Raw genomic sequence first — 15,281 nt, 5'->3', positions numbered from 1 at the left:
TCGTCGTCGGCCGGGCGCTGCTGTACCCGCCGGACGGCGACGTGGCGTCGGCCGTCGACATCGCCGCCGAGCTCGTCCACGGAGGTGCCTCATGACCCGTGAAGAACTCACCCAATTGGACGCTTCGGGACAGCCGGCCCGTCCCGATCTCACCCCATCGGACGCTTCGGGACCGACCGCCCGTCCCGATCTCACCCCATCGGACGCTTCGGGACCGACGGCCCGTCCCGATCTCACCCCATCGGACGCTTCGGGACGCGCCCGACCCGGCAGCGGCGCCGACAACGACCGCTGGTTCCGGCCGTTCGGCACGCTGCACGATGGCGAGTACCGGGTCGCTGTCGCGCCGACCGCCACGAACCCGCCCGAGGGCTGGCAGCACACGACCCTGCGGCTGGCCCATCTCGACCCGGGTGGGAGCGTCGAGCACGACACCGCGGATGAGGAACTCGTCGTCGTGCCGCTGGCCGGTTCCTGCGTCGTCGAGGTGTCCGGCAGTGACCCCATCACGCTCGACGGCAGGGCGAGCGTCTTCGACGGACCCAGCGACACGGCATACGTCCCGCGACAGCGACGAATCACGGTGCGCAACAACGGAACCCAGCCCGCGCGCATCGCGCTCTGCGGCGCGAACGCGCGCACCGACCGCAAGCCTCGCCGCATCCCCGCCGATGCGGTGCCACCCGAACAGCGCGGCGGTGGCACTGCGACCCGAGAGGTGCGCGGGTTCGGCATGCCGCCGGTCCTCGACGCCGACGCGATCCTCGTCTGCGAGGTCATCACCCCCGCCGGCAACTGGAGCTCGTGGCCGCCGCACAAACACGACGAGGACATCCCCGGCGTCGAGTCCGAGCTCGAGGAGATCTACTACTTCGAGACCCGCTCGACCGACCCGCGCGGCACCGACCCCGTCGGCTACCACCGGGTGAGCGGCACCCCGGAGCGTCCGATCGACGTGCTCGCCGAGGTCCGCGCCGGCGACGTCGTGCTCGTCCCGCACGGGTGGCACGGCCCGTCGATCGCCGCTCCCGATGCCGACCTCTACTACCTCAACGTCATGGCGGGCCCGGGCGAGAATCGGGAGTGGCTCATCCGCGACGACCCGGCCCACGCCTGGGTGCGTGAGACCTGGCAGCAGACGCCGACGCGCGAGGAGGAGCGATGACGGACACGGTGCGGCTCACGGTCGGACAGGCCGTCGTCCGCTTCCTCGCGAACCAGTGGAGTGAGCGCGACGGCGAGCGGCAGCGGCTCTTCGCGGGCTGCTTGGGCATCTTCGGCCACGGCAACGTCGCGGGACTTGGGCAGGCCCTGCTCGAGGACGAGGTGACCGCGGTCGAGGCGGGGCGCGAGCCGTCGCTGCCCTACGTCCTCGCCCGCAACGAGCAGGCGATGGTGCACACCGCCGTCGGTTATGCCCGCCACCACGACCGGATGCGCACCTGGGCGTGCACCGCGTCCGTCGGACCGGGCTCGACGAACATGCTCACCGGGGCGGCCCTCGCGACGATCAACCGGATCCCCGTGTTGCTGCTGCCGTCGGGCACCTTCGCGACGCGCGTCGCCGCGCCGGTGCTCCAGGAGCTCGAGGCGCCGTATGCCGGTGACGTCACCGTCAACGACGCCTTCCGTCCGCTGTCGCGCTTCTTCGACGAGGTCAACCGTCCCGAGCAGCTGCCGTCGGCGCTGCTCTCGGCGATGCGCGTCCTCACCGATCCCATCGAGACGGGTGCCGTGACAATCTCGCTGCCGCAGGACGTGCAGGCCGAGGCGTTCGACTGGCCGGTCGAGCTCTTCGACGAGCGGGTCTGGCACGTGGCGCGACCGGTGCCGGAGGCGTCCCGGGTGGCGGCTGCGGCCGTGGTGATCCGGTCGGCGAAGAAGCCGCTCATCGTTGCCGGGGGCGGGGTGCACTACTCGGGTGCCGAGGAGGTGCTGGCCGAGTTCGCCTCTGCCACAGGCGTTCCCGTCGCCGAGACGCAGGCGGGGAAGGGGTCGCTCAGTCATGGTCACCCGCAGCTCATGGGGGCCGTGGGCTCGACCGGCACGACCGCCGCGAACGCGTTGGCTGCCGATGCCGACGTCGTCATCGGCGTCGGCACGCGGTGGAGCGACTTCACGACAGCATCACGGACAGCGTTCTCCCGCAACGGGGTTCGCTTCGTCAACCTCAACATCGCGGGGTTCGATGCGGGCAAGCACGCCGGGCTGTCGGTCGTCGGGGATGCGCGCGAGACGCTGCGGGCTCTCGCCGAGGAGCTCGACGGCTGGTCGGTCTCCGACACCTACCGCAAGCGTCAGGGCACCCTGTGGCGCCGCTGGGACAAGGCCGTCGACACGGCATACGACCCCGCGGCGGAGGTGACCGACCGCCTCGGCGACGGACTGCTCACCCAGTCCGGCGTCATCGGTGCCGTCAACGAGCTGAGCGACCCGAGCGATGTCGTCATCTGCGCGGCCGGGTCGATGCCGGGCGACCTGCACAAGCTGTGGCGGGTGCGCGACCGCAAGGGCTACCACGTCGAGTACGGCTACTCCTGCATGGGCTATGAGATCCCCGCGGCGATCGGCGTGCGGATGGCAGACCCGTCGCGTGATGTTTTCGCCATGGTCGGCGACGGCGGCTGGCTGATGATGCCCGGAGAGCTCGTCACCGCCGTCCAGGAGGGCGTGAAGATCATCGTCGTCCTCGTCGACAACCGCGGCTTCGGTTCCATCGGGGCACTCTCGGAAAGCCTTGGCTCGCAACGGTTCGGGACGGCATACCGGCGACGCGACCCGAGCACCGGGCGACTCGACGGCGACCCGCTGCCCGTCGACCTCGCCGCGAACGCCCGCAGCCTCGGCGCGCACGTCATCGAGGTCGGGTCGCGCGACGACCTCGCCGACGCGATCGGTGAGGCGAAGGCGCGACCCGACGACGGTGGACCCGTCGTCATCCACGTGCGGACCGACCCGCGCGTCGGCTCGCCCGACAGCGAGAGCTGGTGGGACGTGCCCGTCGCGCAGGTGAGCGAGCTGACGTCGACGCAGCGCGCGCACGAGACGTATGCCGCGGCGAAGGAGCGTCAGCAGGCATGGGTCAGGCCGAGCGAGCGTCCTGGCGAGGGGCGCGGTGGGCGCCGTGGGTGACGAGCTGCGCGTCGGCGTGATCGGCGTCGGGGTCATGGGCGCTGACCACGCGGATCGGCTCGCTGACCGCACGGAGGGGGCGCGGCTGGTAGCCGTCGCCGACCCGGACGTTGCCCGGGCCCGCGAGCTCGGCGACCGGTTGGGAGCGCGTTCCGGCGCGGACGCCCTCGAGCTGGTCGCGGCCGATGACGTGGACGCCGTCGTCATCGCTTCTCCCGGCGCCGCGCACGAGGAGCAGGTGCTCGCCTGCCTCACGGCTGGCAAGCCGGTGCTCTGCGAGAAGCCGCTCACGCTCGATGCCGACTCGTCGCTGCGACTGGTCCGGGCCGAGCGTGACCTGGGGCGTCGGCTCGTGCAGGTGGGCTTCATGCGGCGCTTCGACCCCGAGTTCGCGTCGCTGCGGGAGTCGCTGGCGGCGGGCCGGCTCGGCCGACTGCTCCTGCTGCACAACATCCACCGCAACCTCGCCGCGCCGAACGAGCGTTTCCGCTCCGAGATGACGGTGCTCGACAGCCTCGTCCACGAGGTCGACGTCGCCCGGTTCCTCTTCGGCGAGGAGGTCGCGGCGATCCAGGTGCTGTCTCCGACGGCGACGTCGACCGCGCCGGTCGGGGTCGTGGACCCGCAGGTGGCGATCTTCACGATGGCCGGCGGTGGGGTCGTCACGAACGAGGTGTTCATCAACTCCGGCGTCGGCTACGAAGTCCGCACCGAGGCCGTGGGCGAGACCGGGTCGGTGACCGTCGGAACCTGGGAGGGGACGGTCCCGCGCGACTACCGCACGAGGTTCGCCGCGGCATACGACCGCGAGGTCCAGGCGTGGGTCGACGCGAACCTGCGCGGCGAGGTCGTCGGCCCCTCGATGTGGGACGGGTATGCCGCGTCGGTCGTCACGACCGCGGGCGTGGAGTCCCTTCGCTCCGGCGAGCGCGTGACCGTGCAGCTCGCCGACCCGCCCACCGAAGGCGTTGTCCCACAACCGCTCTCACAACCTGACCCACGAAGCAAGGACGCGTCATGAGCACTCCCACCCGCATTACCCACCTCGTCGGCGGTCGACGCTGGGAGGACACGCCCGAGCGCACCAGCCCGGTGTGGAACCCGGCGACCGGTGAGCAGATCGGCGAGCTCGACCTCGCTTCGGCGAGCGACGTCGACGCGGTCGTCGGGACCGCGAAGGAGGCGTGGCAGTCGTGGGGCGACGTCTCGCTCGCCGCGCGCACGCAGGTGCTCTTCCGCTTCCGCGAGCTGCTGAACGAACGCAAGGAGGACATCGCCGCGCTCATCACCGCTGAGCACGGGAAGGTCCTCTCGGACGCGCTCGGCGAGGTGACGCGGGGCCTCGAAGTGGTCGAGTTCGCCTGCGGCATACCGCATCTGCTCAAGGGCGGGTTCACCGAGAACGCCTCGACGAAGGTCGACGTCTACTCGATGCGCCAGTCGCTCGGCGTCGTCGCGGTCATCTCGCCGTTCAACTTCCCGGCGATGGTGCCGCTGTGGTTCGTGCCCGTCGCCATCGCGTGCGGCAACGCCGTCGTGCTCAAGCCGAGCGAGAAGGACCCGTCGGCTGCCGTGGCCGTGGCGGAGCTGTGGCGCGAGGCCGGTCTGCCGGACGGCGTGATGAACGTCGTCCACGGTGACAAGGAAGCGGTCGACGCGCTGCTGACGCACCCGGACGTGCGGGCGGTCTCGTTCGTCGGGTCGACCCCGATCGCGCGCTACGTCTACGAGACGGCGACGGCGGCGGGCAAGCGGGTCCAGGCCCTCGGCGGTGCGAAGAACCACATGCTCGTCCTGCCCGACGCCGACCTCGACCTCGCCGCCGACGCGGCGGTCAACGCCGGGTTCGGGTCGGCGGGTGAGCGGTGCATGGCGATCTCGGCGCTGCTCGCGGTCGAGCCGATCGCCGACGAGCTCGTCGCCAAGATCACCGACCGGGTCGGGAAGCTCGTCACCGGCGACGGCACTCGTGGCACCGACATGGGGCCGCTCGTGACGCGCGAGCACCGGGACAAGGTCGCGGGATACCTCGACTCCGGTGTCGAGGCCGGGGCAGAGCTCGTCATCGACGGCCGGGAGGGCGACATCGATGCCGACGGGGACGGGTTCTTCCTGCGGCCGACGCTCTTCGACCGGGTCGAGCCGGGTATGCCGGTCTACGACGATGAGATCTTCGGTCCGGTGCTCTCGGTGGTGCGCGTGCAGTCCTACGACGAGGGCCTGAAGCTCATCAACGACAACCCCTACGGCAACGGGACGGCGATCTTCACCAACGATGGTGGTGCCGCGCGGCGGTTCCAGCACGAGGTCGAGGTCGGGATGGTGGGTATCAACGTGCCGATCCCAGTGCCGATGGCGTACTACTCGTTCGGCGGCTGGAAGAACTCACTCTTCGGTGACAGCCACGCGCACGGCATGGAGGGCGTGAACTTCTACACCCGCGGCAAGGTCGTGACGTCCCGCTGGCTCGATCCCAGCCACGGCGGACTCAACCTCGGGTTCCCGCAGAACACCTGACCCGACCTATCCCCACACCGTCGTCCGGTGGCGGCTCAGTCTCAGCTCGACGTCGGGCGCAACACCGAGTCCCAGTCGAAGCCGACGAGGTCACCGGGCTGGTCAACGATTGCGAGCGCACCGTCGAGCTCGGCATCGGAGTAGCCGCCCGACCGGACCGCAACGCACCCGATGCCGGCCTTCGCTGCCGACTTCACGTCATACGGGGTGTCCCCCACGAGGACCGCCCGGTCAGCCGGCACCTTCGCCAAGGTCGCCATGACGAGGTCGGGCTCGGGCTTGGACTCCTGCGCATCGTCGTTCGTCGTGAGGACGGCTATGTCGTCCGCGACCCCGAGCACCGCGACGGCCTCCTCGGCGAACTTCTTCTCGCCCGAGGACGCGAGCGCCGGCCCGAGTCCACGCGCCGCGAGATCCCGCACGAGGTCGACTGCACCCGGCAGCGCCCGCACCTCGCCGCTGAGCGTGTCGAACTCCTCCGCCCAGGCGTCCCGGATCGCGTCGCCCAGACGCTCCTCCACGTCCTCACCACCAACCGCGCCGACGAGCTTGTCCCCGCCCATCCCGACGGTGCGGTGGATGTCGCGGAACGGCAGGTCGACGCCCTCCCGGTGGAAGGCGCGCTGCCACGCGAGGGCGTGCAGGTACGTACTGTCGACGAGCGTGCCGTCGATGTCGAGGAGGACGACGGCGTCACGGCTGCCGGGAGCGTCATGAGTCGAGGCGTTCACTCCCTCGACGCTAGGCGCCACCCGCCCGACCCGCCAGTGCTCAGACGAGGAATTCGCCTGCCGCACAACGGTGCCGGCGCGCGATCACCACTCAGCGCGCGCTCAGACGGCGTCGCGTGGCGCGATGCGACGCAGCCCGGGCACGTCCTCGAAGTCGCGGTCCATGCTCACGATCTCGGTGAACCCGGCGGCGAGAGCGGTGGCGGCATGGACCGCATCACGCCCGCGGATCGGGTTGCGTTCCATGAGATCCAGTCTGAGGGCCTGGATCGAGGCTGTGAAGTCGTGCACGGCATACATTGCGGGCAGCTCGCGCCCTTCGGCGACAGCCACGGGACGTCCTGCGCGCCGCGTGCGGTGGAACACGTACTCCTGTGCGGCTTCCACACTGATGTGCAGCTCTGTTCCTGCAACCTGAGCTCGCGACAGGAAAGCACGGCACTCATCGCGCTCGGGGCCGGGACCGCCGACTGCGAACAACAGCACCGTCGTGTCGAGAAAGCACTTCACCACGAGGACGTGTACCGCTCATCGAGGCTCTTCGCGACGTCCTCCACCGTCTCCGGTTCCCCCGGATCTGGCTCGGCAGTTCTTGCGAGAAACTCGCCCAACGCCCTCGAACGCTCTACAGCCATCGACGGATAATGCACGTCGATGGCCTCGCGAATCACCGCATTGACACTGCGCCCGGACTTCTCGGCCTCCGCAGCGACGCGCTCATACCTCTCCTGATCCAGGAGCAGCTGGATGCGGCGCTCGAGCGTGGACATGCACACAGCATACACATGTGCATGTATAGGGGGCCGGGCACCAGCGAACGCCGCTCCGACGCACGAAGGCGCGCGGACGGCATACGCACACAGGCCCGCAGTCGTCCGGACGCAAAGGCGAAGGTCCGGACGGAAAGTTTCCGTCCGGACCTTCGCGCTTCCCTCCCCTGGAGCAAACAGGGGAGCTATCCGACGGGTCAGTAGCGGCGACCGCCGCCACCCTTGCCGCGCAGCGCCTTGCGCGCCGCCTTCCACACCGTCGCGCGGCGCGTCGTGCCCTCGCGCTTCGGCGGCAGGGACAGCGCGACGACCTTCCAGTAGACGCTCGCGGCCTGCTTCGGCAGCGACCCGGTGACGTACTTGAGGTCGTAGCGCTCCATGAGGTCGCGGATGCGCGGCGCGATCTCGGCGTAGCGGTTGGACGGCATGTCCGGGAAGAGGTGGTGCTCGATCTGGTGCGACAGGTTGCCGGTCATGACGTGCATGGCCTTGCTGCCGGCGATGTTGCCGGAGCCGAGCATCTGCCGGAGGTACCACTCGCCGCGGGTTTCGCCCTCGATCGAGGTCTTCTCGAACGTCTCGATGCCGGGCGGGAAGTGGCCGCAGATGATGACGGTGTTCGTCCAGAGGTTGCGGACGAGGTTGGCGACGATGTTCGCCGTGAGGGTATGCCGTCCGCTGCCGGTGAACGTCGCGGCCGCCATCGCGGGGTGGACGACGTAGTCCTTGGTCGCCTGGCGCTTGATCTTGGCGAGGACCTCGTCGGCGTTCTTCTTGAACTCCGCCTTCTGCTCCGGCGACATCCGGTTCTTCTTGGCGACGTAGCTGCCGAGCTCGAGGTCGTAGGCCGCGATGGAGTACTCGAAGATCAGCGCGTTGCCGACGTGCCAGATCGGCTGGAAGAGGTAGAACAGCGACCAGCGCTGGTCCTCGTCGACGCGCAGGATGCCGTAGCCGAGGTCGTTGTCGCGGCCGAGGACGTTGGTGAACGTGTGGTGGATCTCGTTGTGCGCGTGCTTCCACTGGCTCGCGGGGCTGGCGTTGTCCCACTCCCACGCGGTCGAGTGGATCTTCGGGTCACGCATCCAGTCCCACTGGCCGTGCATGACGTTGTGGCCGATCTCCATGTTCTCGAGGATCTTCGCGACGGAGAGGCCAGCCGTGCCGATCCACCACATGGGGCGGATGCCGCGGACCTTGACGCCGGAGAACAGCAGCGCGGCGCGGCTGCCCATCTCGAGGTAGCGCTGGGTTGTGATGACCTTGCGGATGTATGCCGCGTCGCGGGCTCCGCGGGAGTCCATCACCTCGGCGCGCAGGGCATCGAGCTCGCGGCCGATCTCCTCGATCTGCTCGGGGGTGAGGTGGCTGGCCGGGTTGGGACGGCCGGACTTCTTGAGCTCGGGGCGCTGCGGGCGCGGGGCGTCGCTGTCGACGCGCAGGCGCGAGTTGAGGGAGGTGGGGCGCTCGGGTGCGAGAGTCATGTGGTCACTCCTTCTTTCGTTCGTGTCCCGATCTCACCCAGGTGGAGGGTGGGGGACACGGGCAGGGGTCAGAGGTCGAGGTGGCAGGGGCCGGCGGCGGCGTTGATGCAGGTCTGGATGCGGACGTCGCCGGAGTTCTCGTCGGTGGCGGTGATGTCGCCGGTGCGCAGGTCGCGCACGGCGCCCTCCCGCATCGTGACGACGCAGCCGAAGCAGATGCCCATGCGACAACCGCTGGGCATGAGCACCCCAGCCGACTCGCCGGCGTCGAGGATCGGGGTCGAGCCGTCCGCGTCGACGGTCACGGACGCACGCTCGAACGTCACGGTGCCGCCCTCACCGGGCTCGACGACGCTCGGGCGGAACCGCTCGACGTGCAGCAGGTCGCTCACGCCAGCCGCCGCCCAGTGCGCCTCGGCGGCGTCGAGCAGCCCGGTCGGGCCGCACACCCACGTCTCGCGCTCGCGCCAGTCCGGCACCAGCGCATCCAGCGAGGCGAGGTCGAGGACCCCGGCCACGTCGTCAAGGTTCTCGTGCAGCGTGAGGCGGCTCGCGGCGGCATACGAGCGCAGCTCCTCACGGAACATGACGTCGGACTCCGTTGGCGCGCAATGGATCTGGACGACGTCGGGCAGCTCGTCGAGGTGGTTGCGCAGCATGCCCATGACGGGCGTGATGCCGGATCCGGCGGTGAGGAAGAGTGCCTTGCGCGGCAGCTCGCGCGGGAGGGTGAAGTCGCCCGTCGCCTGGTCGAGCATGACCATCGTGCCGGGGGTGGTGCGGCGGACGAGGTGGTTGCTCACGACGCCGTCGGGGATGGCCTTCGGGGTGATCGTGAGGTGCCCGTCGGGGGTGCCGGCGCGGTGGGTGAGCGAGTAGGCACGCCAGTGGCGGACGCCGTCGATGTCGACGCCGATGCGGATGTACTGACCCGGCGTGTGCCCGCGCCAGCCGCGGCCCGGCTTGATCGTCAGGGTCGCGGAGTCGGCGGTCTCGGGGGTGACGTCGACGATGCGGCCGCGCAGGTCGGCGCCGGCGCGCATCGGGTCGATGAGGTCGAGGTAGTCGGCGGGCACGAGCGGTGTCGCGAGCGCCTGGGCCACCTTGCGGGCGCCGCCGAGCAGCCCGCTGAGGCCGGGGAGGCCGGGGAGACCGGGGAGGGCAGCGGCACGGGCGGACGGGCGGGCGGTATGCCGGTCCGTCGCCTGGCGGGGGAGCGTTGCGGTCACGCTCCCCAGACTAACCTACGTTCCCGTAGGTTACGAGTCCGTAGGTTGTGACGTCGGTTCCACTGATTGCGCACAGTTCGCCTCCTCGCTGCGCATCGGAGGCGAACTGTGCGCCATCAGTGGGGTGCCTGGCGCGGGCGTCGAGCGTCGGGCTCAGCGTCAGTGGGCGTCGGAGTCGCCGGCCATGAGGCGGCCGATCTCGGTGCGGTCGGCGTCCTGGCCCGCGACCTCGGCCACGACCCGGCCGCCGTGGATCACCGCGATCCGGTCCGAGAGCGAGAGGATCTCGTCGAGCTCGGCCGACACGAGCAGCACGGCCGCACCCGCGTCACGGGCCTCGACGATCCGGCGGTGGATGAACTCGATCGAACCCACGTCGACACCGCGCGTGGGCTGGGCCGCCATGAGCAGCCGCGGCCGGGCGGACATCTCGCGGGCGACGACGACCTTCTGCTTGTTGCCTCCGGACAGCGAGCCCGCGGGCACGTCGACGTTGGGCGAGCGGATGTCGAACTCCTCGCGCAGCTCCACCGCGTGCGAGCGCACCGCACCGAAGTCCCGGACGAACCCGCGCGCGAACGGCGCCTCGTCATACCGGTTGAGCACGAGGTTGTCCGCGATGGACCACCCGCCGACGATGCCGTGCTTCTCACGGTCCTCGGGGACGTGGCCGACGCCGGCGTTGTTGGTGTCGTGGGCGTTCGAGCGGGTGAGGTCCACGGTGTCGGACCCGCTGCCCAGCGTGACCGTGCCCCCGGCCGACGGCCGCATGCCCGCCAACGACTCGACGAGCTCGCGCTGGCCGTTGCCCTCGACACCGGCGAGGCCGACGATCTCGCCCGCCCGCACCTCGAGGTCGAACCCGTCGACGGCCGGCAGCCCCCGGTCGTCGCGCACCTGCAGCCCCTTGACCGACAGCACCGTCTCGCCCGGAGTCGCCTCGGCCTTGTCGACGCGCAGCACGACGTCGCGGCCGACCATCATCGAGGCGAGGTCGCTCGTCGTCGTCCCGGACAGGTCATCGACCTGGCCGACGACGGCCCCCTGCCGCAGCACGTAGCACCGGTCGGCCGCCGCGAGCACCTCGCGCAGCTTGTGGGTGATGAAGACGATCGACGTGCCGCCGGCCGCAAGCTCCTTCATGACACCGAGCAGCTCGTCGGTCTCCTGCGGCGTGAGCACGGCCGTCGGCTCGTCGAGGATGAGCAGGTCGACCCGCCGCGAGAGCGCCTTGAGGATCTCGACGCGCTGCTGCGTGCCGACGGGCAGGTCCTCGACCTCGGCGTCGGGGTCGACGGCGAGCTTGTGCTTCGCCGACAGCTCGCGCACCATCTGGCGCGCCCCGTCGAGGTCGAGCAGGCCACCGCTCGTCGTCTCGTGGCCGAGCATCATGTTCTCGGCGACGGTCATGACCGGCACGAGCTGGAAGTGCTGGTGCACCATGCCGATGCCGCGGCGGATCGCGTCCTTGGGGTCCTTGATCCGGCTCGCGTCGCCCTTGATCGAGATCGTGCCGGAGTCGGGCGTCATGAGGCCGAAGATCTGCTTCACGAGCGTCGACTTGCCGGCGCCGTTCTCGCCGAGGAGCGCGACGATCTCCCCGCGGTCGACCCGCAGCGAGATGTCCTTGTTGGCGTGGACGGTGCCGAACGACTTCGACAGTCCGGTGATCTCGAGGAGCGTCTCGCGCTCACCCGACGCGGTGGTCGTCGCGCCGTCGTTGTCGTATGCCGGTCCGCTGGCTTCCGTGCTCGCCGCGGCTGCCGTGGTCGGCTCGGGGTTCCGGGACGTGTCGGTCATGTCAGTCGCCCTTCACGAACGGTTGGCCCACGGCCCCGGGTGCCCGGACGCGACCGGCGGCCGCGGCGAGGACGACGAGGGTGAGCACGTAGGGCAGCAGGTTGATGAACTGCTGCGGGATGTTGACGACGTCACTCGCCTGGAGCTGGGAGGCCGTCGCCGACATGAAGCCGAAGAACAGCGCGGCGGCGAGGGCCCGCATCGGTCGCCACGCGCCGAAGATGAGGATGGCGAGGGCGAGGAAGCCTCGCCCCGAGCTCATGCCTCGCTCGAAGCTGCTCGTGGCCTCCATGGAGAGGTAGGTGCCCGCGACACCGGCGAGGATGCCGGCGAGGGAGACGTTGACGAGCCGCAGCGCGATGACGTTGATGCCGGCGGTGTCCGCGGCCGACGGGTACTCGCCGACGGCCCGGGTGCGCAGGCCCCACTTCGTCTTGAAGAGCAGCACGTGGATGACGAAGACGATGACGAGCGCGAAGAGTGCGATCGGCCCGTCGGAGAAGAAGACCGGCCCGATGAGCGGGATCTTGCTCAGCAGCGGCACGTCGAAGTTCGGCAGGCCGCGGGGGATCGTCTTGCCGGACTCGAAGTAGAACGACGTGATGCCGGTGGCGATGATGTTGATGACGACACCGGCGATGATCTGGTCGAGCTGGCCCTTGACGGTCGTGAAGGCGAGGAACGCGCCCATCGCCAGACCCGAGAGCGCGCCCGCGATGACGCCGACGACGATCGACTGGGTCGCCGCAGCGGCGAAGAACGCCGCAAAGGCGCCGACGAGCATCTGGCCCTCGATGCCGATGTTGACGACACCGGAGCGCTCACCGATGACCCCAACCATGGCGCCGAGGACGAGCGGCACCGCGAGGAACCACGCGTTGGAGAACATCGACACCGCGATGGTGCCGTTGATGAAGTAGAAGACGTAGGCCGCGACGAGGACGAGCGCTGCCGTCCCCACCCAGACCTTGTTGCGGTTCAGCCACTCCATGTCAGGCACCCCAGCTTCCCGCGAGCTGGGTCTGTTTCACCGCATGGCGGCGGAAGATCCACTTCGCGATGACGGGCAGCGACACCATGAGCAGGGTGATCGCGAGCAGGAGGTCGACGATCTCGGGGCGGATGCCGAGGTCGAACTGCAGGGTCGGGGCGCCGGCGCGCATCGCCGCGACGAGGACGGCCGCCGGGATCGTGCCGAGCGGGTTGCCGCGGGCGAGGAGGGCGATGGTGATGCCGTCGAAGCCGAGCGAGCCGGCGATGCCGCCCTGATAGCGGTACGGCGCGATCTGCAGCAGCTCGAACGCGCCGGCGAGACCGGCGAGGCCACCGGACATGAGCATCGCGAGGAGCGTCGCCTTCGTCGTCGAGATCCCGGCATACCCGGCAGCGAACTTGTTGCGACCCACGGTCTGGAGCTCGAAGCCGAGCGTCGTCCGGCGCAGCATCCACGCGACGAGCACCGCGAGCACCAGGGCGACGGGCAGACCCCACGGGATGACGCCGAGCGGGAGGAGCCGGGCCCCCTCGGGCACGGCGTGCGAGGACGGGAACGGCTGCGCCGGGTCCGCGAGCGGCCCCCCGTTGATGAGCCAGTCGATGATGCCGACGGCGATGGAGTTGAGCATGATCGTCGAGATCACCTCGTGCACGCCGCGGGTGGTCTTGAGCAGCGCCGCGATGGAGGCCCACATGGCGCCGAAGAGGACCGCGACGACGACCGCGGCGAGGACGAGCAGCGGGGCCGGCAGGTCACGCAACGCATACGCCACCCAGGCCGCACCGATACCGCCGGCCATGAGCTGGCCCTGGCCACCGATGTTGAACAGGCCGACCTTGAGCGGGATGGCGACGGCGAGGCCGACGAGGATGAGCGGCGTCGTCTTCTGGAAGGTCGAGAGCAGCCCGCCCTCGGTGAGGAACGCGTACTCGAAGAGGCGCCGGTAGGCATACGTCGGGTTGTAGCCCTGGGCCCGGATGAGGATCGCGCCGATCGCGAAGGCGAGGACGACCGAGACGATCGGGACGACGATCGCCTGGTGCCGCACGAGGAACCCGAGCACGCCCTTGGGCGGCGGAGGTGCGCCACGCTCGGCGACCACGGGCGCCGCGACCGGACGCTCCGGTCCGATGGTCGAGGGGTCGTGCGGCGGTGTCTGTGCGGGGGACGCGGGCGCGCCGCTCGACGCAGGCGCCTCACTCGACGCGGGGGCATCCGGCGACGTCGACGCGTCGGGCGCCTTCGGTGCGTCGGGGCGGTCGGGGTCAGCCATGGTTCTCCGGGCAGGTCGTGACACCGGGCGACGCCGATGTCGGTTCAGGGGCTGGAGCGGTGAGTGGGACTGGGGGTGGAACAGGGGAACGGGCCCCCTCCGTGGAGGGCGCCCGTTCCCTGGAAAGCATGCTCGGACTGTATCCGAACGTCAGTGGGTCGTCAGGAGACCTTGATCGACTCGTCCTCGAGACCCTTGATGACCTCGTCGACCTTGGTCTTGACGTCAGCGGGGATCTTGGAGTCGAAGTCGTGGTAGGGCGCGAGTCCGGTCTTGCCGAAGAAGTTGCCGCCCTTGATCGAGCCGTCCTTGACCTGGTCGAGGAGCGTCTTCGTGCCGTCGGTGAGCTTCTTCTCGGCCGAGGTGACGAGGCACGGCTGCGCCTCCGGGACGGTGTTCCACTGGTCGAGGTCGACACCGATGCAGTAGACCGACTCGCCCGCGCCCGAGGCCTTGGCGGCCTCGCCGATGGCGCCGTTGCCGGTGCCGCCGCCGGCGCCGAAGATGAAGTCCGCGCCCTGCGCGAGCATCTTCTTGGCCTCGCCGGCGCCCCACGCCGGGTCGGAGAACGCGTTGTCACCGGCCGGGTGGTAGACCTTCGCGACGCTGACCTTGGGGTTGGCGGCCTTGGAGCCCTGCTCGTAGCCCTTGGCGTAGTTCTGGGTCGGCGGGATCTCCTGGCCGAGGACGACACCGATCTTGTTCGTCTTGGTCATGAGACCGGCGAGGTAGCCCGCGGCATACCCGGCGTTCTGCTCGGGGAAGACCAGGCCGGTGACGTTCGGCACGTCGCTCTCCTGGAACTGGTCGACGCCGATGAACTTCGTGTTCGGGTTGGCCTCGGCCGCGGTCCGCGTGGCCTCGGTCATGAGGAAGCCGACCGTGACGACGGCGTCGTACTTCTGGTCGGTGAACTGCTTGATGTTGTTCGCGTAGTCCTTGGGGTCCTTGGTCTCGATCGGCTTGACCGTCGCGCCGGAGCCCTCGAACGACTTCACGGCCTCCCACGCGGCCTGGTTGAACGACTTGTCGTCGATGGTGCCGGTGTCGGTGACGAGCCCGACGCAGAACACGTCCGCCGAGGAGCAGTCGCCGCTCGCGGTGTTGCCGCCGCCGCTGGTGGTGTTGCCGGTGCTGCCGCCACAGCCCGAGAGGGCGAGGGCGAGCGCGGCGGGAGCCGCGATCAGGAAAGGCTTGGCCTTCATAGGGGTACTCCTTGGGGGTGTGCAGGATGCCCACGCATGCTAACCGTCGCGAGGCCGCGCGGAGGCGGCTTGCGCGAGGCCGTTGTCGGTCCGTTACTGGTCGGTTGTCTCCCCGCGCACCTTCTCGTCCCGATCTCACCCAA

Annotated in this window: 14 protein-coding genes; 5 read left to right on the top strand and 9 right to left on the bottom strand. The window is 69.9% G+C overall.

All coding sequences use genetic code 11. From position 1 onward, the window contains the following. The 5 genes from BCF74_RS17790 to BCF74_RS16165 form a co-directional block, all read left to right on the top strand. Window positions 1–95, top strand: a 95-nt coding sequence (locus tag BCF74_RS17790) for a Cgl0159 family (beta/alpha)8-fold protein (protein ID WP_425432830.1), incomplete at its 5' end; no start/stop codon positions are given. Continuing rightward, window positions 92–1,165 carry a 5-deoxy-glucuronate isomerase gene (gene iolB, locus BCF74_RS16180; protein WP_106298976.1) on the top strand — a complete coding sequence of 358 codons (1,074 nt, stop codon included), beginning with the start codon at window positions 92–94 and terminating at the stop codon, window positions 1,163–1,165. The genes BCF74_RS17790 and iolB, both read left to right, overlap by 4 nt. Continuing rightward, a complete protein-coding gene (gene iolD, locus BCF74_RS16175; RefSeq protein ID WP_106298975.1) occupies window positions 1,162–3,132 on the top strand; it encodes a 3D-(3,5/4)-trihydroxycyclohexane-1,2-dione acylhydrolase (decyclizing) in 1,971 nt (656 codons plus the stop codon). Before iolB ends, iolD begins: the two co-directional genes overlap by 4 nt. Continuing rightward, window positions 3,116–4,153, top strand: coding sequence for a Gfo/Idh/MocA family protein (locus BCF74_RS16170; protein WP_245889418.1), 1,038 nt, complete (start codon window positions 3,116–3,118; stop codon window positions 4,151–4,153). Before iolD ends, BCF74_RS16170 begins: the two co-directional genes overlap by 17 nt. After that, a complete protein-coding gene (locus BCF74_RS16165; protein ID WP_106298973.1) occupies window positions 4,150–5,649 on the top strand; it encodes a CoA-acylating methylmalonate-semialdehyde dehydrogenase in 1,500 nt (499 codons plus the stop codon). The genes BCF74_RS16170 and BCF74_RS16165 overlap by 4 nt, the downstream gene beginning before the upstream one ends. A 41-nt stretch (window positions 5,650–5,690) precedes the next feature. Here BCF74_RS16165 and BCF74_RS16160 read toward each other — a convergent pair whose 3' ends face one another. From BCF74_RS16160 to BCF74_RS16120, 9 genes are all read right to left on the bottom strand, one after another. Further along, entirely contained in the window at window positions 5,691–6,380 is a 690-nt protein-coding gene (locus BCF74_RS16160) for an HAD family hydrolase (protein WP_106298972.1), read from the bottom strand. 102 nt (window positions 6,381–6,482) lie between these two features. Beyond that, on the bottom strand, window positions 6,483–6,890 hold the full coding sequence (locus BCF74_RS16155; protein ID WP_281257200.1) for a type II toxin-antitoxin system VapC family toxin: 408 nt from the start codon (window positions 6,888–6,890) through the stop codon (window positions 6,483–6,485). Beyond that, entirely contained in the window at window positions 6,887–7,150 is a 264-nt protein-coding gene (locus BCF74_RS16150) for a ribbon-helix-helix protein, CopG family (protein ID WP_146133018.1), read from the bottom strand. Before BCF74_RS16150 ends, BCF74_RS16155 begins: the two co-directional genes overlap by 4 nt. Before the next feature lie 197 nt (window positions 7,151–7,347). Beyond that, window positions 7,348–8,634: a fatty acid desaturase family protein gene (locus BCF74_RS16145; protein ID WP_106298969.1), complete on the bottom strand. Its 1,287-nt coding sequence runs from the start codon at window positions 8,632–8,634 to the stop codon at window positions 7,348–7,350. 68 nt (window positions 8,635–8,702) lie between these two features. Next, window positions 8,703–9,863: a ferredoxin reductase gene (locus tag BCF74_RS16140; protein WP_245889417.1), complete on the bottom strand. Its 1,161-nt coding sequence runs from the start codon at window positions 9,861–9,863 to the stop codon at window positions 8,703–8,705. A gap of 159 nt (window positions 9,864–10,022) precedes the next feature. Further along, window positions 10,023–11,663, bottom strand: coding sequence for an ABC transporter ATP-binding protein (locus BCF74_RS16135; protein ID WP_245889416.1), 1,641 nt, complete (start codon window positions 11,661–11,663; stop codon window positions 10,023–10,025). 1 nt (window position 11,664) lies between these two features. Next, window positions 11,665–12,654: an ABC transporter permease gene (locus tag BCF74_RS16130; RefSeq protein ID WP_245889415.1), complete on the bottom strand. Its 990-nt coding sequence runs from the start codon at window positions 12,652–12,654 to the stop codon at window positions 11,665–11,667. Window position 12,655: 1 nt separating this feature from the next. Then, window positions 12,656–13,933 carry an ABC transporter permease gene (locus tag BCF74_RS16125; RefSeq protein WP_106298967.1) on the bottom strand — a complete coding sequence of 426 codons (1,278 nt, stop codon included), beginning with the start codon at window positions 13,931–13,933 and terminating at the stop codon, window positions 12,656–12,658. Between the two features lie 161 nt (window positions 13,934–14,094). Next, window positions 14,095–15,138, bottom strand: a complete 1,044-nt coding sequence (locus BCF74_RS16120) for a BMP family ABC transporter substrate-binding protein (RefSeq protein ID WP_106298966.1) — start codon at window positions 15,136–15,138, stop codon at window positions 14,095–14,097. Window positions 15,139–15,281 lie beyond the last annotated feature (143 nt).

Source organism: Knoellia remsis, from assembly GCF_003002895.1.
Lineage (GTDB): Bacteria > Actinomycetota > Actinomycetes > Actinomycetales > Dermatophilaceae > Knoellia > Knoellia remsis.
This window is presented reverse-complemented; position numbering and strand designations above follow the sequence as displayed.